At 66.9% G+C, this 20,334-nt stretch carries 20 protein-coding genes; 10 read left to right on the forward strand and 10 right to left on the reverse strand.

All coding sequences use genetic code 11. The annotated features are described in order from the left end of the window. Positions 1-151 precede the first annotated feature (151 nt). The 5 genes from A5695_RS12780 (at position 152) to A5695_RS12800 (ending at position 6,717) form a co-directional block, all read left to right on the forward strand. Positions 152-736 (forward strand): hemerythrin domain-containing protein, encoded by a 585-nt coding sequence (locus tag A5695_RS12780; RefSeq protein ID WP_068082005.1) that lies wholly within the window; start codon positions 152-154, stop codon positions 734-736. A 176-nt stretch (positions 737-912) separates the two neighbouring features. Then, positions 913-2,241: an MFS transporter gene (locus A5695_RS12785; protein WP_068082092.1), complete on the forward strand. Its 1,329-nt coding sequence runs from the start codon at positions 913-915 to the stop codon at positions 2,239-2,241. A 98-nt stretch (positions 2,242-2,339) separates the two neighbouring features. Further along, positions 2,340-2,975: a phosphate signaling complex protein PhoU gene (gene phoU / locus A5695_RS12790; RefSeq protein WP_068082008.1), complete on the forward strand. Its 636-nt coding sequence runs from the start codon at positions 2,340-2,342 to the stop codon at positions 2,973-2,975. A gap of 130 nt (positions 2,976-3,105) precedes the next feature. Beyond that, entirely contained in the window at positions 3,106-5,091 is a 1,986-nt protein-coding gene (gene malQ, locus A5695_RS12795; protein ID WP_068082011.1) for a 4-alpha-glucanotransferase, read from the forward strand. A 267-nt stretch (positions 5,092-5,358) separates the two neighbouring features. Continuing rightward, positions 5,359-6,717 carry a wax ester/triacylglycerol synthase family O-acyltransferase gene (locus A5695_RS12800; RefSeq protein WP_068082015.1) on the forward strand — a complete coding sequence of 453 codons (1,359 nt, stop codon included), beginning with the start codon at positions 5,359-5,361 and terminating at the stop codon, positions 6,715-6,717. A 7-nt stretch (positions 6,718-6,724) separates the two neighbouring features. On the opposite strand, the gene A5695_RS12805 is transcribed toward A5695_RS12800, so the two are convergent. Then, positions 6,725-7,162 carry an ATP-binding protein gene (locus A5695_RS12805; protein ID WP_068082018.1) on the reverse strand — a complete coding sequence of 146 codons (438 nt, stop codon included), beginning with the start codon at positions 7,160-7,162 and terminating at the stop codon, positions 6,725-6,727. Positions 7,163-7,278: 116 nt separating this feature from the next. Here A5695_RS12805 and A5695_RS12810 point away from each other — a divergent pair, with 116 nt between their 5' ends. Next, positions 7,279-8,211 carry an LLM class F420-dependent oxidoreductase gene (locus A5695_RS12810; RefSeq protein WP_068082020.1) on the forward strand — a complete coding sequence of 311 codons (933 nt, stop codon included), beginning with the start codon at positions 7,279-7,281 and terminating at the stop codon, positions 8,209-8,211. A gap of 6 nt (positions 8,212-8,217) precedes the next feature. On the opposite strand, the gene A5695_RS12815 is transcribed toward A5695_RS12810, so the two are convergent. Together A5695_RS12815 and A5695_RS12820 are read right to left on the reverse strand one after the other, a co-directional pair. Next, positions 8,218-9,036, reverse strand: a complete 819-nt coding sequence (locus A5695_RS12815; protein ID WP_068082023.1) for a formate/nitrite transporter family protein — start codon at positions 9,034-9,036, stop codon at positions 8,218-8,220. Between the two features lie 77 nt (positions 9,037-9,113). Next, on the reverse strand, positions 9,114-10,079 hold the full coding sequence (locus A5695_RS12820; RefSeq protein WP_068082026.1) for a 2-hydroxyacid dehydrogenase: 966 nt from the start codon (positions 10,077-10,079) through the stop codon (positions 9,114-9,116). A gap of 198 nt (positions 10,080-10,277) precedes the next feature. Between A5695_RS12820 and A5695_RS12825 the strand changes: the two genes are divergently transcribed. After that, positions 10,278-11,135: an LLM class F420-dependent oxidoreductase gene (locus A5695_RS12825; RefSeq protein ID WP_068082028.1), complete on the forward strand. Its 858-nt coding sequence runs from the start codon at positions 10,278-10,280 to the stop codon at positions 11,133-11,135. A gap of 28 nt (positions 11,136-11,163) precedes the next feature. On the opposite strand, the gene A5695_RS12830 is transcribed toward A5695_RS12825, so the two are convergent. After that, positions 11,164-12,723 (reverse strand): SulP family inorganic anion transporter, encoded by a 1,560-nt coding sequence (locus A5695_RS12830; RefSeq protein WP_068082032.1) that lies wholly within the window; start codon positions 12,721-12,723, stop codon positions 11,164-11,166. 293 nt (positions 12,724-13,016) lie between these two features. After that, complete coding sequence (locus A5695_RS12835; protein WP_068082038.1) at positions 13,017-13,439, reverse strand: nitroreductase family deazaflavin-dependent oxidoreductase; 423 nt, start codon at positions 13,437-13,439, stop codon at positions 13,017-13,019. Between the two features lie 295 nt (positions 13,440-13,734). On the opposite strand from A5695_RS12835, the gene A5695_RS12840 reads away from it, so the two are divergent. Both A5695_RS12840 and A5695_RS29050 read left to right on the forward strand, forming a co-directional pair. Beyond that, a complete protein-coding gene (locus A5695_RS12840; RefSeq protein ID WP_068082041.1) occupies positions 13,735-14,424 on the forward strand; it encodes a class I SAM-dependent methyltransferase in 690 nt (229 codons plus the stop codon). Between the two features lie 85 nt (positions 14,425-14,509). Further along, complete coding sequence (locus A5695_RS29050; RefSeq protein ID WP_197515473.1) at positions 14,510-14,677, forward strand: hypothetical protein; 168 nt, start codon at positions 14,510-14,512, stop codon at positions 14,675-14,677. Positions 14,678-14,802: 125 nt separating this feature from the next. On the opposite strand, the gene A5695_RS12845 is transcribed toward A5695_RS29050, so the two are convergent. Beyond that, positions 14,803-15,123: a DUF1330 domain-containing protein gene (locus tag A5695_RS12845; protein ID WP_197515474.1), complete on the reverse strand. Its 321-nt coding sequence runs from the start codon at positions 15,121-15,123 to the stop codon at positions 14,803-14,805. A 160-nt stretch (positions 15,124-15,283) separates the two neighbouring features. On the opposite strand from A5695_RS12845, the gene A5695_RS12850 reads away from it, so the two are divergent. Further along, complete coding sequence (locus A5695_RS12850) at positions 15,284-16,315, forward strand: fused (3R)-hydroxyacyl-ACP dehydratase subunits HadA/HadB (protein WP_068082098.1); 1,032 nt, start codon at positions 15,284-15,286, stop codon at positions 16,313-16,315. Positions 16,316-16,335: 20 nt separating this feature from the next. On the opposite strand, the gene A5695_RS12855 is transcribed toward A5695_RS12850, so the two are convergent. The 4 genes from A5695_RS12855 to A5695_RS12865 form a co-directional block, all read right to left on the reverse strand. Next, entirely contained in the window at positions 16,336-17,193 is an 858-nt protein-coding gene (locus A5695_RS12855) for a transglutaminase family protein (RefSeq protein ID WP_068082046.1), read from the reverse strand. 113 nt (positions 17,194-17,306) lie between these two features. After that, entirely contained in the window at positions 17,307-18,308 is a 1,002-nt protein-coding gene (locus A5695_RS12860; protein WP_156749612.1) for a glycoside hydrolase family 6 protein, read from the reverse strand. Between the two features lie 203 nt (positions 18,309-18,511). Then, a complete protein-coding gene (locus A5695_RS30255) occupies positions 18,512-18,805 on the reverse strand; it encodes a hypothetical protein (RefSeq protein ID WP_082946043.1) in 294 nt (97 codons plus the stop codon). 171 nt (positions 18,806-18,976) lie between these two features. Further along, positions 18,977-20,287 carry a carboxylesterase family protein gene (locus tag A5695_RS12865; RefSeq protein WP_231974807.1) on the reverse strand — a complete coding sequence of 437 codons (1,311 nt, stop codon included), beginning with the start codon at positions 20,285-20,287 and terminating at the stop codon, positions 18,977-18,979. Positions 20,288-20,334 lie beyond the last annotated feature (47 nt).

Consider the following 20,334-nt stretch of genomic DNA (forward strand, 5'->3'; position numbering starts at 1 on the left):
GGCGCGCCGTCGCAGTCGATCGGCATGCCGGTGTTCCAGTGTATCCGCGGGGTCGGCGGCCCAAACCAACGATTTCCTTCCGGTTGACTGGCTCCATCGCGATGGGACACCATGGCGCGAACCGTAGCGGTGAGGGAGGTGGGGCGTCGCGATGGCTGACATCACCATGTTGATCCTCGCCGACCACGACTGGTTCCGCGAACAGTTCGCCAAGCTGGACTATCTGCAGGCGCAGACGCCCGTCGACGAAACCGCCCTGGCGCGCGTCTGGCGCCCCCTCGCCGACAAGCTGGACGTGCATGCCTACATCGAAGAGAAGATCTTCTACCCGCAACTGCTGAGGCGCGTCGGCGACGATGCCGAGGGTGAGACGCTCGATGCCATCGGGGACCATAACGACATCCGCGACGGGGTGCGCGACGCCAACGCCGTCGGTGTGGGCACCGACGAATGGTGGGCGGCGATCGGCCGCACCCGGGAGGCCAACGACGACCACATGGGCGAAGAGGAGCGCGAGGGGTTGGCGGATTTTCGTCGTACCGCTCCGATCGGCCTTCGCGAAGCGCTGGGCCGGCAATACAGCGATTTCATGGCCGAGCACCCCACCCCGAAGGGCTTGCCGATCGTCGACCGGGACCCGCAGCGCTATGTCGACGAAATCGAGGTCACCCAGTCGGGGGAGCAGTCGAAACCCCGGGATTATTCGCTTCGCATCGGCAGCCTGAAAGGTCAGTGAGTTCTTTTCGACCCAGCCCGGTCGCTACGATCGGCCACCGGCCGATGTGACGACGAGCCGGATGGGAGCGCAACTTGTTCGGCCCACGGGACTTCTGGGTACGCAATCTGTCGATGAATGCGCGACGCCGCCGCGGAAAATGGGCACGCAACGAGATCAGGGTCGCCGACCCGGCCATGCGCCAGACCATCATGGGCACAGCCATCGGCAACTTCATGGAGTGGTACGACTTCGGGGTCTACGGCTACATCGCCACCACCCTCGCCCAGGTGTTCTACCCCGGCAAGAGTGTCAGTGGCGTCCACCTGATCGCGACCTTCGGGACGCTCGCCGCCGCATTCGTGGTGCGTCCGCTCGGTGGCTTTATCTTCGGTCCCCTCGGCGACCGCATCGGACGGCATCGGGTTCTGGTGGTCACCATTCTCATGATGACCATCAGCACGACCGTGACGGGTCTGCTGCCCGGCTACAGCGCCATCGGCATCTGGGCGCCGATCCTGCTCGTCGTCGCGCGCATATTCCAGGGGCTGTCGACCGGTGGTGAGTACGTCGGCGCGATGACCTACCTGGTCGAGCAGGCCCCGGACCACAAACGCGGCAAGATGGTCGGATTCCTACCGATGGGAAATCTGGTCGGGTTCGTGCTGGCCGGGATGCTGGTCACCGCCTTGCAGACCTGGCTGCCGGACGACGACATGTTGACCTACGGCTGGCGGATCCCGCTGTTGCTTGGCGCGCCCTTCGGTCTGTTCGCGCTGTTCCTGCGGCTTCGGCTCAAGGAGTCGTCCGCCTACCAGAGCGCGACGGAGGGCGAGCAGCAGTCGAGCGGGCGCCGGCAGCAATTCCGGCGCACGGTGGTGGACCAGTGGCGGGGTCTGCTGATCTGCGCGGCGCTGGTGCTCACCTCTCAGCTCGCCGACTTCATGCTCACTGGTTACCTGCCGACCTACCTGAAGCTCTTTGTGCGCGCCGGCCACACCGCCGGGCTGGTGATGATCGTGGTGACGTTGGCGATCCTGATGGTCACGGTGGTGCTGGTGGCCAGCCTGTCCGACCGCATCGGGGTCAAGCCGATCATGTGGACGGGCTGCGCACTGCTGGTCGTGGGTTCGATCCCCGCGTTCCTGCTCATCCGCTTCGGCGGGATCTACCCGGTGATCTTCATGGGTGTGTTGCTGATCGGGTTGATGGAGCTGTGCTTCGACAGCACGGCGCCCGCCATGTTGCCGGCCCTGTTCCCCACCGACGTGCGCTACGGCGCGCTGGCCATCTCGTACAACATCTCAATATCCGCCGTCGGCGGCACCACGCCCCTGATCGCCCAAGCGCTGGTTTCGGGAACCGGCAACGTCATGGCGCCCGCCTACATGTTGATCTTCGGCGGCCTCGTGGGCGCGGTCACGCTGCTGTTCACGCCCGAAGTCGCCGGGAAGCCGCTGCCGGGGTCCGGGCCCGCGGTGGAAACCGAGCGGGAGGCGCGCGAGCTGGCCGAGGACGTCCGGTAAGCCACCCGCCTGGGAATCACACCGCGACCCTTTGACGTTGCGCTTGGACGAAGTGGCCGGCGACGTTTAATTTGCGTTTCCCTGCCTATCTTTAAGGGATGAGGAGCGCTTTTCACCATCAGTTGGGAACGCTCACCCAGCAGCTCGGGGCGATGTGCGCGATGGCCGGCGAAGCCATCGCACTGGCCACCGAGGCGCTGCTGAAAGCCGACCTGCCGCTGGCGGAACGCGTCATCGCCGGCCAGTCGGACATCGCCGCCGTCAACACCGGCGTCGAGGAGACCGCCTTCGCCTTGTTGGCCTTGCAGGCTCCCGTGGCCACGGATCTGCGTGCGGTGGTCAGTGCCATCCGGATCGCCGCGGACGCGCAACGGATGGGCGGGTTGGCGGTGCACGTCGCCGAAATCGCCCGCATGCGCCATCCCCGCAACGCCGTGCCGGACGATGTGCGCCGCCACATCGCCGAAATGGGTGCGGTCGCCGAGCAGTTGGCCCGCGGCGCGCGGGAAGTGTTGCTGGCCCAGGATCCCGGAGGCGCGGCGCAGGTTCGCCGCGACGATGACGCGATGGACGAACTGCACCGTCAATTGCTGGCCGCTCTGATGGACCCCGGCTGGACGTACGGCGTCGCCGCCGCGGTAGATGTCACGCTGCTGGGCCGCTTCTACGAGCGCTTCGCCGACCACGCCGTGCAGATCGCCCGGCGAGTCATCTTCCAGGCGACCGGGCGCTAGCCGAAAACGCATGCCGGCGAACGAGTTTCGGCTGCCCGTGTGAGAACGTGCCGCTGGGGTATATAGAGCTTGTGCTTTTACCTCTCAGCCGTCCCATCGCCGCCGGCGCCGCACCCTTGCCGGCGGTTTGATGGCGACGCCCACGCCGGTTCCCGATGACCTGCGTCGGGTGGCCGCAGCGCACGGGGTGGCCACCACCTACCGAAACGAGCGGCGCGAGCCCGTGGAGGTCGACGCCGACGTCGTGATCCGGGTGCTCGGTCTTCTCGACGTCGACGCCTCGAGCGAAGCCGCCCGGCGGCACGAGCTGGCCCGGCTGGCCGAGCGCGACCGCGCCGGTGCGCTGCCACCCACGATCGCGGTGCGGTTGGATGGCCACCCCCGGCCGCTGCCCGGCGCCGCCCTCCTGGTGGGCGAGGACGGCCACCAGACGGAGGTGCGCGACGAGCTGCCCGGCGATCTCAGCGCGGGCTGGTACCGGCTCCGCCTTCGCGACGGGCAAGAGGCCACCGTGGTGGCCGCGCCGCCTCGGGTGCCGCCCACGCCGGCCACCTGGGGCTGGATGTTGCAGCTCTACGCGTTGCGATCCGGTCGGTCCTGGGGCATCGGCGACCTGGGCGACCTGCGTGAGTTCCTGGATTGGACCGCCACCGACCACCAGGCCGGCGCCGTGCTGCTCAACCCGCTGCACGCGCCCGGGCCGACGCACCCGGTGCAGCCGTCGCCCTACACCCCGTCCAGCCGACGATTCGCCAACCCGCTGGCGCTGCGCATCGAGGACCTCGACGCCTATCGCCGGGCCGACGCGGACACCCGCGCAGAGGTCGACGCGCTGCGGGTCTCGCCGACCACCGAGCGGATCGACTATGACCTGGTGTGGGCGGCCAAGCGGTCGGCGCTGGAGCTGCTGTGGCGCGCCGAAGGCCGGCCCAGCCCGCTGGAGGCGTCGGCGGCCGGCTCCGGTCTGCGCGACTGGGCCACCTACTGTGCGCTGGCCGAGCGGCACGGCGGCCGGTGGACCCGATGGCCTACATCTCTGCATGACGTCGCCGGGCCGGGCGTGACGGCGGCCCGCCGGGAACTGGCGCCCCGGGTGGCCTTCCATGCCTGGGTGCAGCAACGCTGCAACGAGCAACTGACCGCGGTGCGCGACGCGGCCCGCCACGCGGGCATGGCCCTCGGCGTCTTGCACGACCTCCCGGTCGGGGTGGATGCCAACGGCGCCGACGCGTGGGCGCTGGCCGACATGCTCGCCACCGGGGTGAGCATCGGGGCGCCGCCGGACAACTTCACCCCCCGCGGGCAGGATTGGGGGCTGCCGCCGTGGCGACCGGACCGGCTCGCCGTCACCGGCTACGCCGCGTTGCGGGACATGCTGCGCGCGGTGCTCGCCCACGCCGACGGGCTGCGGATCGACCATGTCGCGGGATTGTGGCGGCTGTGGTGGATTCCCCCGGGCGACGGCCCGGAGCGCGGCACCTACGTGCATTACGACGCCGACGTGATGCTCGCGGTCTTGGCGCTGGAAGCGCATCGGGCGGGCGCCACGGTCGTCGGTGAGGATCTGGGCACCGTCGAACCGGAGGTGACCCAGGCGCTGGCCGACAATGAGATGCTGGGCTGCGCGGTGTCGTGGTTCACCCGCGACGAGTCGGCGCCGGGCGAGCCGCTGCTGCCACCGGCGAAATGGCCGTCGCGGGCCGCCGCCAGCCTGTCCACCCACGACCTGCCCACCGCGGCGGGTTTCCTGCGCGGCGAGCATGTGCAGGCCCGCGCGGACCTCGGCCTGCTGGACGACGTGCCGGGCGAGCAGTCGGTGGCTGACAAGGAACGAGCCGAGTGGGTGGAGCTGCTGCGGTCCGAGGGGCTGCTTTCGGGCCCCGACGCGGACGAGCCGGCGATTATCGCCGCGATGCACCGATTGCTCGCGGCCACCCCGAGCCGCCTGAAGCTGATCTCGCCCTACGACGTGCTGGCCGAACCTCGGCAGCCCAACCTGCCGGGGACCGTCGACGAGTACCCGAACTGGCGGTTGCCCCTGCCGGCGACGCTGGAGGAGCTGCGCGCCGATCCGAGGGTCGCCGAAATCACCGCCGCTTTCCGCGACGCGCGCTAACCCCGGCAGGCGACGCCTCTCACGCGTGCCGCAACACCAACAGCTCCCCGTGCGCGTTCATTCGTTTCGGACGCCCCGAACCCGCCGACACCATGACTCCCCGAGCGCCACTGTTCGCATGGATGCACCCAATCGGTAGCGGCCGCAAGCGCTTTAGTGCTCGCCGCCGATTGGCAGCTCAAACACGATTAGCGAACGCTCGCTGCGGCTACTAGCACATGGGCGTGTGCCGCGCTGACGACGCAGCGAAAGAAACGGGGTGCGAGCATGGAACCGATATCTCCGACGGATGCGCTGTTCCTCATCGGCGAGTCCCGCGAGCACCCGATGCATGTGGGGTCGCTGCAACTCTTCGAGCCGCCCAAGGACGCCGGACCCCACTTCGTCCGCGAGTCCTATCAGGCCATGCTCGAATGCACGGACGTGCAGCCGACGTTCCGCAAGCACCCGGCCTTCTTCGGCGGCCTGACCAATCTCGCGTGGTCCTTGGACAAGGACGTCGAGCTGGACTATCACCTGCGCCGCTCGGCCCTGCCCGAGCCGGGCAGGGTCCGTGACCTGCTCGAGCTGGTCTCCAGGTTGCATGGCAGCCTGCTCGACCGGCACCGCCCGATGTGGGAGGCCCACCTCGTGGAGGGACTGCAGGACGGCCGCTACGCCGTCTACACGAAGTACCACCACTCGCTCATGGACGGCGTGTCCGCTATGCGGCTGGTGCAGCGCGCTTTCACCACTGACCCCGATGATAACGAGATGCGCGTCCCATGGAGTCTCGGGCCGCGCAAGCGCGGCGGCGGCCAGAAGCGGCAATCGCTGCTGGAGCGGGCGGGCCGCACCGCGGGGTCGGCGCTCGCATTGGCGCCGTCCTCGCTGAAGCTGGCCCGGGCCGCCCTGCTCGAACAACAACTGACACTGCCATTTCAGGCGCCGCGCAGCATGTTCAACGTCCGGATCGGCGGCGCCCGGCGGGTAGCCGCGCAGTCCTGGTCGCTGGACCGGATCAAAGCGGTCAAATCGGCGGCGGGAGTGACCGTCAACGACGTGGTGCTCGCCATGTGCTCCGGCGCCCTGCGTGCCTACCTGCAGGAGCAGAACGCGCTACCCGACGCCCCGCTGACCGCGATGGTGCCGGTCAACCTCCGCAAGGCCGACGACGACCGGGGCGGCAACATGGTCGGAACGTTCCTGTGCAACCTGGCGACCGACCTGGACGACCCGGAGAGGCGCCTCGAAATCGTCAGCACGTCGATCCGCGACACCAAGGAGATCTTCCAACAACTGCCCTCGGTCCAGCAGCTCGCCCTGTCGGCCTTCAACATCGGCGGCCTGTTCTTCGGGCTGATCCCCGGCTACTTATCGGCGGCGTCGCCGCCGTTCAACATCGTCATCTCCAACGTCTCGGCCGGTCCCGCCGAGCCGCTGTACTGGCGTGGTGCCCGCCTGGATGGCAATTACCCGCTGTCCATCCCGCTCGACGGTCAGGCGGTCAACATCACGGTGGCCAACAACGCCGACAATCTCGACTTCGGTCTCGTGGGTTGTCGCCGCAGCGTCCCGCACCTGCAGCGGCTGCTGGGCCACCTGGAGACGTCGCTGAAGGACCTGGAACGCGCCGTCGGCGTGTGAGCGGCGGCTACCGCCTGGTGGTGAAGTCCAGGCACACGGTCGTGCCGTTGGGACGGGCGTTGATGGTGCAGTGATCCGCCAGCGCGTGCATCAACGCGATGCCGCGGGATCGCCGCGGGTCGCTGAGGCGTAGCGGCGAGGGATGGAGCCAGGATCCGCGGTCGCTGACGCAGACGCTGATCGATTGGGCGGCGGGGTCGTGGCTTGCCTGCAGCTTCATCGTGCCGGTCGCGCGGTGATCGCGGTAGGCGTGCTCCACACAGTTGGCCAGCGCCTCGTTGACCCCCAGAATGATGTCGTCGCGAATGTCCGACGGGGCCTCGGTCACCTCCTGAAGCCACCGCCGCAGGGCGCGGCGCAATTCCGCCGCGGTAACCGCGTCGGCGGCACCGGCGCAGGTCAATCGCGCGGGCGTGACAACGATTGGTGGCAGCAGTGAAGTCATGCAGCAGGCATACCCGGTTTCGGCCGTCCTGCTAACCCGACGCCTGTCTCGCTTTGGCCACGGGCGGGTACAGGTTCGGAATCGAGTTGCCGTACAACGAGATACAGAGGAATCTTATGGACTTTCGTGCATTCATCGAGCCGCAGCAGGGGGCCCGCTACGCCGACCAGGTGGCCGTCGCCCAGACCGCCGAGCAGCTGGGTTTTGGGGCGTTCTTCCGGTCGGATCACTACCTGGCGATGAGTGGCGACGGGCTGCCGGGCCCCACCGACTCGTGGGTGACACTGGGCGCGATCGCGCGGGAGACGTCGACCATCCGGCTGGGCACTCTGGTGACGTCCGCAACGTTCCGCTCCCCCGGTCCGCTGGCGATCGCGGTGGCGCAAGTGGACGAGATGAGTGGCGGACGCGTCGAATTCGGGCTGGGCAGCGGTTGGTTCGAAAAGGAGCACCAGGCGTACGGCATACCCTTCCCCCCGCTGCGGGAGCGGTTCGACCGGCTCGATGAACAGCTGGCCATCATCACGGGCCTATGGACGACGGGGCGCGGTGAAACCTTCGACTACACCGGGGCGTACTACACCGTCACCGGGTCGCCGGCGCTGCCCAAACCGACGCAGACCCCGCACCCGCCGATCGTCGTCGGCGGCCTCGGCGCCAACCGCACCCCGCGGCTCGCGGCCAAGTACGCGGCCGAATTCAACATCCCGTTCGCGCCGATCGACGTGGCCGACAAACAGTTTCAGCGGGTAGCGCAGGCCGTCGCCGCGGCTGGCAGGCCTGAGGACTCGATGGTCTACTCGAGCGCATTCGTGCTCTGCGCTGGGCGCAACAACCGCGAACTGACCCGCCGCGCCGCGGCGATCGGTCGCGACCTCGACGAAATGCGTTCGAACAGCCCCCTGGTCGGCTCCCCGACAGAGATCGTCGAGAAGTTGGGCGCCTGGAATCAGATCGGGGTGCAGCGTGTTTACACCCAGCTCCTGGACTTGACCGACCTCGCCCACCTGGAGTTGTTGGCGAGCGAGGTTATGCCCCAACTGCTCTGAGGGCCCTCACGGGGATTCGGCGTCCGCGCGTACCTCTTCGAGCCGGTCCTTGCTGCGAAGAAGCCGCAGCAGCGTCACGAACAGCAGCCCACCGATCATGTTGCCGACCACGGTATAGCCGAACCAACCCAGCCAGGTCAGATAGCCGAACGGGGCATGCCCGGTGATGAGCGCGCCGAAGATGAGCAGCGAATCCAGGATCGAGTGGAACAACCGGAGCCCGGCGAGCAGGAATGCGGCGGCGACGGCAGCGGCGATCTTGGCGGGCACCGAGTCGGTGCCGTGTTGCATCCGGGTCATCAGCGTGATGATCATGCCGCCGAGGATCGCCAGCGCCATGCTCTGGCCGGACGGCGGCGCGGTGGCGAAGTGAGTGCCGGACTCGATGGTCTGCGCGTGCAGTTCGGGAAAGCCGGTCATGATCAGCCACATGATCACCCAGCCGCCAACCAGATTCGCGAACATGGTGCCGCCCCACAGCTTGGCCAGCTGGCGCAGGCTGGCGCGCTTGGCGGCCACGGTCACGACGGGGATGATGAAGCCTTCGGTGAACAGCTCGCTGCGGCCGAGCAGCAGGGCGAGGAAGCCGATCGAGAACGCCACCCCCGCCAGCAGCGGACGGTGGGTGGCGTCCAGCACGGACAGGTAGGCGAGCACCCCGATCCCCACCTCGGTGCCGCCGAAGAAGCCGGTCACCAGCACGCCGCGCCAGGTGCGGTGCAGGCGCTGGGCGCCCTCGCTCAGCATCCTGCTGAACGCGTCCTCGAGCTCGTCTTCGATCGGGCTGTCGGTCTGGCCGAGCTGGCGTTGGGTGGTGTCACTCATGGTGGATGGCCTGATACCCGTTATTCGCCGGGTCGACCATTCGGTGTGAGGGATCTGACAAGCAGGTGACCAGGCCGTCATTTGCGGGGTCGCAACACCGGTGTCACGAGCTCACCGGTGTCGAGGTAACTCTGCAGGTTCTGGATGGCCAGCAGCGCCATCGCCCTGCGGGTCCGCGCGGTGGCGCTGCCGATGTGCGGAAACAAGACCACATTGTCGAGTTCGAACAGCTCGGTCGGCACCTGGGGCTCATCGACGAAGACGTCCAGCCCCGCCCCCGCCAAGCCACCGCCGACCAGCAGCTCCACCAACGCGTCCTGGTCGACGACGCTGCCGCGGGCGATGTTGACCAGATAACCGTCGGGGCCCAGCGCCTCGAGAACCGAGCGGTCGACCAGGTGACGAGCGTGGGCATCGCCCGTGGTGGCCACGACGAGGACGTCGACCGACTCGGCCAGCTCCAGCGGCGACGGGGCGTAGCGGTACGGTGACCCGTCGATGCGGTGGCGGTTGTGATAGGCAATGGCACAGTCGAATCCGAGCAGTCTGGTCGCTATCGCCGAACCGATACGGCCCAGCCCCAGGATCCCCACCTGCAAACCACTGACGTCCCGGGCGTAGGGGAACTGGCCATCGCGCACCCATCGGCCCGCCCGTACGTAGCGGTCGGCGGCGCCGAAACCGCGCAGGGTCATCAAGATGAGGCCCAGCGCGGTGTCGGCCACCGTGTCCGAAAGCACATCGGGCGTGTTGCTGACGCCGATGCCGCGGCGGCGCGCGGCCGGCAGATCGATCAAGTCCACCCCGGCGCCGTTGTTGACGATTACCTCCAGGTGAGGCAGCGCGGCGATGGTGTCGCCGTCGACGCCGGCCGTGCCCGACGTGATCACGATGCGCACGTCGGCCGCATGTTCGGCGAAGAAGTCGGCGCGCCCCGGACCGTCGGGAAGCCTGGGGATCTCGTACCGTGCGGTCAACTCGGCTTCGAAAGTCGGCTCGAAGCGACCGATCCGCAGCGCGTTGCCAATCTTTTTTGTCGTCACCCGTCCATCATCGAGCGTCGGTGAAATATTCGGGCATCGACCGTCGTTGTGGTAGCCGACGGTGTCGGCATTCCCCCGGGTACCACCTTGAGAACCGTCGCTTCGAGCGACCGCTTGCCGAGAGGCGCGAAGACGGCACCGTCCCAACTTCTTCCATTGCGCGGGAAGCAATCGCCCGGTGGGCTGGTTGCACCGCGCATGCGCATCGGAGTTGTGTTCCCGCAAACCGAACTGGGCGACGACCCGGCGGTCATCCGTGCCTACGGGGAGGGCGTGCAGGGACTGGGATTCACCCACATTCTGGCCTACGACCACGTCGTGGGCGCCGACCCCCAGGTGCACCACGGCTGGGACGGCCCGTACGACATCGACTCGACGTTTCATGAGCCGTTCGTCATGTTCGGCTTTCTGGCCGCGATCACCTCGCTCGAGTTGGTCAGCGGCGTCATCATCTTGCCGCAGCGACAGACGGCGTTGGTGGCCAAGCAGGCCGCCGAGGTGGATCTGCTGACCGGCGGACGCTTCAGGCTCGGTGTCGGATTGGGCTGGAACGCAGTCGAATACGAGGCGCTAGGCGAGAGCTTCGCCAATCGCGGCAAGCGCTCTGAGGAGCAAGTCGAGTTGTTGCGCCGGCTGTGGACCGAACGGTCGGTCACCTTCGACGGCAGGTACCACACCGTGACAGCGGCGGGGCTGGCCCCATTGCCCGTCCAACGCCCGATCCCCGTCTGGATCGGCGCGGCCTCTGACCGCGGGTTGGAGCGCGCGGGGCGGCTCGCGGACGGCTGGTTCCCGATGACCGCCCCCGGGCCCGGGTTGGACCACGCCCGCGAGCAGGTGCAGCGCGCGGCCGCTGCCGCCGGCCGCGACGCGGACAGCCTCGGCATGGAGGGACGCGTCACCTGGACCGGCGACCGCGACCGGACCGCCCGCGAAATAGCGGCCTGGCGGGAGGCCGGTGCCACTCACGTGTCGGTCAACACCATGAAGGCCGGGCTGGCCACCGTCGACGACCACCTCGCCGCGCTCAGGCAGGTCACCGCGGACCTGAAGTAACGACGCGTCCGGAGACAGGCTTCCGGGGCTAGCCGGCGTCCGCGTCAACCAAGCTGAGGTGCAGCGCGCGGCGCTCGGACTTGGATGACTTATTCTCGCGCCCGTACGGTTCCAGCCGTCGGTTGTGCACCTTGACGTCTCCGCCCGTCGCGCAATGCCGGCGCTGCCAGTCGCTGATCGCTTGGTGCGCAGCGTGATCGAGGTAATTGGCCATCAGGTGGATGGTGACCGCGGTGCGCTCGGGGATGGTGGCGAGTACCCCGGTGAGGCGGGGCAGCGCCAAGAACGTGCATGCCCCCTCGATGATCAGATGCCATTCATCGCCCACGGGCTTTGCTTCCACCCTGGCCCGAACCACCCGCCACCCCGTCACGATGACCGCGACGGCGAGTCCGATCAGCACACCGTGCAGCAGATTGAGAAATACGACGGACACTATGGTCACCAGATAAACGGCGATATCACCGTTGCGCAGCGCAGTCTCGACGTGTGCGGGCTTCAGCAGCTCGATGCCGATGACGATGAGCAAGCCGGCGAGCGCCGCGGTCGGGATCTGTTCGACCAAACCCGCGAAAGGCACGGCGAACACCATGATCCAGACCCCGTGCATGATCGTCGATGCCCGAGTCTTGGCCCCCGCGTTGACATTGGCCGCGCTGCGCACGATGACCCCGGCGATGGGAAGCCCGCCGATCGCGCCCGAAGCCATGTTCGCCGCGCCCTGTCCGATCAGCTCACGGTTGAAGTCGGTCCGCGGCCCGGTGTGCATCCGATCGATCGCGACCGCCGTCAGCAAGCTTTGCACGCTGGTGATGAGAGTGACCGTGATCACCGCGATGACGACCGCCCCCCAGTTCCCTTCCGGGAGTTGGGGTAGCCGCAGCGCCTCCAGCACCGAGCCTTCCAACCTGATGCGGGATACGTTGAACGGCAATATGATTGAGATGATCGTGACCCCAACGATGGCGACCAAGGGACCAGGGATCTTGGCGACCCGGGCCGGCGCCCAGCGCCAGGCGATCAGGATGGCGATCACGAGCAGGCCCAGCACGAGCCCGGGCCGCTGTGCGCCGGCAACCTGGGCGGGCAACCCGACGACGTTTGTCCAGGCCGAGCTCTGCGACTCGCCGCCCAGCAGTACGTGCACCTGCTGCAAGGCGATGGTGATCCCGATACCGGCCAACATGGCGTGTACCACCACCGGTGAGATCGCCAATGCTGCCCGCGCAATCCGGCTGATACCTAGCACCACTTGCAGCGCTCCTGCAATGACAGTGATCAAACATGTTACGGCCCAGCCAAACTGGGATACCAGATCGGCAACGATCACCGTCAGCCCGGCCGCCGGTCCGCTGACCTGCAACGGTGACCCACCCAAGCATCCGGCGACGATTCCCCCGACGATCGCCGCGATCAGGCCGGCGAGTACCGGGGCGTCGGACGCGAGCGCGATTCCCAACGACAACGGAAGCGCCACCAGGAATACGACCAGTGACGCTGGAAAATCGTACTGGATGACCGCGCGAAACCGGTCGCCGCGAGAGTCTGTCTCGACATCGTGGTCCCCCAGCTGCTCGACGGGTTGCATGGACCCTCCCTGGGTTACGCATAAGGGGCACGTTCGGGCATCCGCCCTTAACGCGCCGAATTGTGCGGTGTAAAACACCGCAGCACAGGCGATCACGTTCGCCAGGAACATCGTTGTTCTGCTTATCGCCTGTTATGGCTTACGCGTTCCGAAGGTATGGGGCGCCCGAACAGGTCGCAACCGGGCGGGCCGGGCGCATATCGAATGCAAATCTTTTGCCGCGCATATTCGTCGGGCCCAAAAAATGGGCGGCACTGCGCGCCGCGCGCGAAATTGACTGGGCGGCAGCCCATTTACTCCAGGATGAAGACCGGTATCTGCCGCGTGGTCTTCGTCTGGTATTCGGCATAGGGCGGATACGCCTGAACCGCCCGCTGCCACCATTCTTCGCGCTCAGCACCCTCGAGTTCGCGCGCCCTCAGCGCGACGACCCCGTCGCCGTCCTGCAGCGTCACCTCGGGGTTGGCCCGCAGATTGAAGTACCACAACGGGTGCTCGGGTGCACCGCCCTTCGACGCGACGATGGCGTAACGGCCGTCGTTTTCGACGCGCATCAGCGGCACATACCGCTTCTTTCCGGATTTCGCTCCGGTCACGGTTAGCAGGACGACGGGCCGATCGAAGATCTCGACACCGTCGGTGGTGCCTTGCTTGAGGATTTGTTCGGTCTGCTCGCGCACCCAGTCCCGCGGGCTCAGTTCGATGTCGTCAGCCATACCCGATCTCAACATGTCGTCGCGTTTTAGTCATCCCTCACCCTTCAGGGACCGCACAGTGGGCATATCGCTTAAAGCGATCTAACGAACGACAGCGGGGAGCCTGGCGGCGGCCCGCGCCGAAGCCGACACCTCTGGCCTCCAGCGTCGGAGCCACCGCAACGGCGGTACCCGATGACGAGCTCGCCTCGTTCGGCAAACACTTCGGCTACCTGACGGCCATTCTCGAATGAGCCCGCACACCCCGGGTATCAATCCCGTTGACATATATCAGTGCCGTTGATATAAACAATGCATGTCTCAACCGACTCAGGAAATGTTTGAATCCGCCTATCGAGGCGAGGCCCCCGAGATGGGTGTGGGCAGTCGGCCGCCGTGGAGTATCGGCGAGCCGCAGCCGGAGATCGCGGCCCTCATCGAGGCCGGGAAGTTCCACGGTGACGTGCTCGATGCCGGCTGCGGGGAGGCGGCGGTGTCGTTGTTCCTCGCCGAGCGTGGCTTCACCACGGTGGGCCTCGACCAGTCGCCGACCGCCATCAAGTTGGCGCGCGAAAAGGCCGCCCGGCGCGGCCTTGCCAACGCGACCTTCGACCTCGCCGACATCAGCTCCTTCGGCGGCTACGACGGTCGCTTCGGGACGATCGTGGACTCCACGCTTTTCCACTCGATGCCTGTCGAGCTACGCGAGGGCTACCAACAGTCCATCGTGCGGGCCGCCGCCCCCGGTGCGTCGTACTTTGTGCTGGTGTTCGACCGCGCGGGCATGCCGGCCGACGGCCCGGTCAATGCGGTCACCGAGGACGAGCTGCGAGACGTGGTCTCGAAGTATTGGGTGGTCGACCAGATCCGGCCGGCCCGCATTCACGCCAACGTGCCCGACAGCGTCGCGGAAGGCTTCCAGGCCTTCGCGGGTGTCGACATTCGGGACGAGGGCGACGGCCGCAGGTCGATTGGGGCCTGGCTGCTGTCGGCGCATCTGGGCTAGCCGGCACGAACGGACGGCCACGTTTCGATGCCTGGCATTCGGGAGATCCTGACTGGAGCATCGCAGACAGTCAGAGGAGATCCACGTGGACCAGCAGGTGAATTTCGACCCGCCAGCCGCTCCCGAGGACGCCCGACAGGCGACCGAGGAACAGCGCAAGTTGCAGGAGCAGCTGGAACACCAGCACGAGGACTCGGACGCGCCGGGACTGCACCAGTCCCGGCGTGACCTCCCCGACGAGAGCTCGCGCTAGGCGGTATTCCGTATATAAAGGCCCGCATTGGACCCCTCGGTTGGTGACCGCCGCCCAAATCCCCGCCGACAAGGGCTACCTCAAGATCTGAGCCGGCCGAGCCGGCGCAGCAGGTCCACCCACGCTCACCGACTCAGCACGGACCTGAGATCGTCGAGACGGTCGAACAGGTGCCAGATGTATTTCGACGATCCGTTCTCGCGGTGCGGGTGCAGGTCGGCGAGTCCGGGGTCGTTGCAGTAGCTGTCGAAGGCGTCCCGAGATTCCCACTCCACCAAGATCAGCACCTGACGAGGCTCGATGTCGCCGACGATCGCCTGCTGGAAGCTGCCGAGCGCCACGACGCGACCACCATGCTTGGCCACCTCGGCGGGTGACCGTCGCGAGTATGCGCGGTACTCGTCGGCGTCAGCCACATCGAAGAGATTCAAGGCATAAATGGTCATGGCCATCGACATTACGTGGGCAGATGCGCACCGGCGGCCCGGCGCCCGCTACCCATTCGCAGCGGCTCGCCGACGCCCGCGTCGATGGTCGCGGGCGTCTGGGCGCTAGGGTGCCTTGGTCGGCCGCACCGAACCGGTCGATAGAAAAGTTGAGCAATTCATGACCGCACCAGCCGAAACGCCAACGCTCGAATCGCGGGTGGGCCACTACTACCAGGTCGACGAACCGTACCGGGTGTCCGGGGAGAAGGTGCGGGAGTATGCCCGAGCCGTACAGGACTACCACTCCGCGCACTGGGACATCGCTGCCGCCGCAGAGCTGGGCTATTCGGGGTTGGTGGCGCCGCTGACGTTCACGTCGATCCCCGGCATGGTTGCCAATCGCCACCTGTTCGAATCGGTCGTCGTCGGTTATGACATGTACCTGCAGACCGAAGAAGTCTTCGAGCAGCACCGGCCGATCGTGGCGGGCGACGAATTGCACACCGATGTCGAACTCTCATCCGTCCGCCGGGTCGCGGGACGTGACCTGATCACCGTGACCAACACGTTCACCGACTCCGCCGGCGAGCGGGTGCACACCATGCACACCACCGTCGTCGGCGTCACCGCGGACGATGTCGATCCGGCGATGCTGGTGGCCGCGAAGAACGTGGTGATGCACGACGTGAACCTCGCCGGAATCGACACCTCCGAAGCGGCCTACCGGAAGGCTGTACGCCCGGCGAGCAACGTTCGAATCGCCCGAGGCGGCGCGGAGCGCATCCCGGGCACTCCGTGCTTCGATGACCTCAAAGTCGGCGACGAGCTACCGGTGCACCACGCCCGGTTGTCACGCGGCGACCTGGTGAACTATTCGGGCGTCGCCGGCGATGCCAACCCGCTGCACTGGGACGAGAACGTGGCCAAGCTGGCAGGCCAACCCGACGTGATAGCCCACGGAATGCTCACCATGGGTTTGGGCGCCGCCTTCATCTCCGCGTGGTCGGGCGACCCCGGCGCGGTGAGCCGCTACGCGGTGCGGCTGGCCCAACCCGCGATCGTGTCGGCCACCGACGGTGCAGACATCGAATACAGCGGCCGGATCAAGTCGCTGGACCCGGTCACCCGCGCCGGTGTGGTCATCGTGGTCGCAAAGTCCGGTGGTAGGAAGATCTTCGGGCTGGCGACGGCGGACATCCGCTTCCGCTGAATGCCGGCGGCTACGAGCCGCTACCCGAGACTGACGAGTTGCTCGACCGAGTCCCTAGGCAGCTCGCCGTCGACGACCGCGGTGACGGTCATGTTCTGCACGGTAATGGCGCCCCCGTGGTTGTCGAGAAATGCGGTGTCGGCGGCATCGCGGCCCGTGGCGATCCGCACCATCGACTGTCGAGGCGCCAGGCAGGTCGCGTCCACGACGCGCCACACACCGTCGATCAATGCCTCGGCCACGGCGTGAAAATCCATCGGATGGCACCCGGGCGCGTACACCGCGACCAGTCGCGCCGGGACGTTGACCGCGCGCAACAGCGCGATCACCAGGTGGGCGTAGTCACGGCACACACCAGCGCCCGCGAGCAGTGTGTCGGTGGCCCCGTCAATCGGATCGCTGGATCCCGGGACGTAGCTGAGCCGGGTGCCGACCCACGACGAGACTTTCTCCAGCAACGTCGCCGACGTGGCGTACTCCTCGAATTCTGTTGCGGCGAAACCGAAGAACTTGTCAGCTTCGGCGTATCTACTCGGGCGCAGATACGTGATGGCGTCGATGTCGGTCACCGGCGCGGGGTGCGCCTGTCCGGTGACCGTTGCCGAGTACGACACCGTGACCGTTCCTTTGTCGGCCGCCACGACATGGATGCGCGACTGATGCGGACCGATGATCTCTCGCGGTTCCAGCGCCTTTCCGTCTCGCTTGATACGGAGGGACTCGCTCACATCGATGCCCGGCTGCCGGCTGACCGCGACCTGGAAGTCCAGCACCGCCGGTTCGGTGACCTCCACTTCGATTTCTACGCCGACGCTGCGGCTGGTGTCGGTCGTCCCGCTGCTCTCGGTTGTGGCGCTGCGGTGTCTCCATGCGGGCATAACTCAAGCCTTCTCGTCGAAGCCGGTCGAATGCCGCTCGCTGCTTGGCAGGGCTTTCGTGTACGCACGTTCTTACCGCACGAACGCTTCTGGCGCTCGACAGAACGCCTCGACTACTGCCCCGCGCGGTGTGCGAGATCGATGGCGTACTGGCTGACGAAGGTGCCGGCAGGCGGATCGCCCTTGTCGCATGTTCCGTCGGATTCGCCGGGGCGTTTGATCCACAGGTAAGCGTCGGCGTGCGCGCCGGCGGTCGCGGTGGTCGGCGGGGTGCCCAGCGCGCGGCCGCCCGGGTTGCACCAGTTGAGCCCTGAGTCGGGGGCCGGTCCGGCCCCGTTGCGCGAAGTGTCGACCACGTAGTGCGAACCATTCGTGAGGCTCGAAATGGCCTCCCCATAACCGATTTCGTCCTCGGTAGTGAAGAAGTTGGCCGTGTTGACGCTGAAACCACGCGCGTGTCCCACCCCGGCTTGGTTGAGCCGGCCCGCCATGTCCTCCGCGCTATGCCAGCGCAAGTGCCCCGCGTCGACGTAGACGGCCGCGGCCGGGTCACGGGTCAGCGTGTCGACGGCGTACCGGACCAGGTCGTAGCGCTCCTGGCGCTGATCCCCTGACAAGCAGTCGGCCATGGCAAGCGCGTCGGGCTCGACGATGATCGCCACCCGCGAGGCGCCGACGCCAGCTGCGATGCCATCGATCCAGCCCCGGTAGTCTGCGCCGGACCCCATGCCGCCCGCGGCGAAGCTGCCACAGTCGCGGTGCGGGATCCCGTAAATCGTCAGCACCGGGATGGCGCCCGCAGCGTTCGCGTCACCGACGTACTTCCCGACCGTTGCCGCCGAACCGCCCGGGACAATCCAGTAGGCCTGCGGCGTGTTGGCGATCGCTGTCAACTCGGCACTCGGCGGATCGGCGCTCTGGGCGGCCCGCATGGCCGCCGAATTGGGATTGACGTAGAACGGCGCGCCGGCCAGCGGGTTGCCATCGCTGGCCAATCGGACCGCCGGGGCGGTGCGATGCAAGGGGACGGCGGACATACCCAGCCAGGCAACGGCCGCGACAGCCAGGAAGAAAATGGTCCACCGCGCGAGGGCATGAGCAGCTGAGGACATCACGTCAGGAAAACTAGTGCTTCAGCGCTTTGAGTGCGAATCCATGTCGGGGCAGGCAGACGCGGTCACCAGTGAAGCTGGCTATCCCCGAAGCGAGAGCGCAGGTCAGCGAATTCGGTGCGCTCGTACACCTGGATATTTCCGATGCCCCCACATGGCGGTTCGCACCATAACGCGGCTCTGCGGGTGTTCGCGCTAACGGTTGATCACGGCGGCGGTGGCGCAGGAGGGGGCGGCGGCGCGGGCGGGTTATCCCAACTCCCCGGCGTGCCTGCGGGCACCTGCATCCCAAGCCAGTTGCACGGCGTCATGGTTCGCCATGCGATCAGGGCGCACTGCTGTTCTGGGGTCAATGGACTGGGTCCCGCGCACGGCGGCGTCCCCGGCGTCCCGCAGATCGGATCGGCAGACACAGTCGGTAAGCCGGTGAAGCTGCCGATGGCCGTCAGCAACGCGAGGGCCGCAACGAATGCACTGATTAAACGCTGAAGATGTCCCATGACTAACTCGAATCCATTCACCGATGCGCAGAGCGTAACGCCACCACCTAAGGCTCGGCAGCCGTTTGACCCCCGACAAAACGACGCGGCCTCGGATATCCCGCGGGACGAGCACCGGTGTCTAAATCTCTCTGGTGTTGACCAGGTTTGCAGTCAGCCATGCGCAGCAGGTCAGATGCGCACGTTGGAACCTTCAAGGGCGGCCGTGCCGTCGTGGGCGAATGCTGCCCACCAGGCACGTGTGCGTTGAGCTAGCGCGCTGTCGAAGTGACCACCTGAGGTACCCAGCATTGGCGCGTCGGCCCACAGTTGCGGAGTAGCGAACAGCAGCGGCAGGTCCATACAGTGGCACGGCCCGAAGGGCGCTCCCGGTGGCGCCCAGTCCACCCGGAACGTTACCGCGGCCCCGCCGTGAGCCCTCCACATTCTGGCCAACTGCCGTGCAGGCTTTGCGAATATCCGCTGCGTCAAGGCAACGGTCAACAGATCGAACGTGGCTTTACCTGGCGGTCCTAGCCGTCGGATTTTCTGTGCTTGCGGGTTCATCGCTACGAAAGGTGCTGCGTCCCTTCGCGTGTAGCCGATGAGTATGTCGATTTCGGGTGCACGTCGCGCAAGGATGCGATGTTCGTCATGCTGGTGCGGCATCGGGTAGACGCCTGCGATGGGTGCGAAGGGAAAACTCCCGCGCGGTCCGAATCGCTGTGCTGCGGTAGCCGCGGCCGCTTGGGCCGCCAAGAGCTGTTCGGCGCTAGCGTCACCGGGGGCCACCGAACCTAGTGAGACGGTGGCCGCCCGTCGGATTGCCGCTGTCATCTCCGATCTTCCGCCACGCAAACCCAAAGGGGCGCTTTGCAAAATAGCGCGCTGGAACAGGCCGGCGGCCTCATCGGAAAGGATGAGTGAGAACACGGAGTCGGCACCAGAAGACTGCCCAAAAATGGTCATCCGTTGCGGGTCACCACCGAAGGGCGCGATGTTGCGGTGAACCCACTGCAGCGCCAGGATCTGATCCCGCAGACCGAGGTTGAGTTCGCCGTCGGGGACAGGGTTGAGGTAGCCGAAGATGCCAAGTCGGTAGCTCACTGCGACGACAACAACGCGCCCCTCGCGGGCTAGCGCGCTGGGATCGTATTTCGGAGCCTCTCCGCTTCCCGACATGTAGGCCCCGCCGTGAAACCACACCATGACCGGGAGTCGTTGGCCATCGCGCGGGGCGGTAATCGTCAGCACCAGACACTGCTCGCTGCTGGTGAGACCCTCGGTGATCGGTCCGGTGACCGACTCCAGTCGCGATGGCAGCTGAGGACAAATGGGTCCGCGTTCGGTGGCGTCGCGAAGTTCGGTGTGCGGTGAAACGGGTGCTGCTACGGCGAATCGCTCGGCGCTCCCGTAGACAACACCGCGTGCCCTCAGAACGGCCCCGGCGTCCTCGATCAGTAGCGGTCCACTGACCAAGTCAAGCTGCCTGCGCACCGCCACGCACTCACGGTATCGCGCAGTCACTGACACCCATGCCAGAGCGCCGG

Origin of the sequence: Mycobacterium sp. E1747 (genome assembly GCF_001667775.1) — a bacterium.
Taxonomy (GTDB): Bacteria; Actinomycetota; Actinomycetes; order Mycobacteriales; family Mycobacteriaceae; genus Mycobacterium.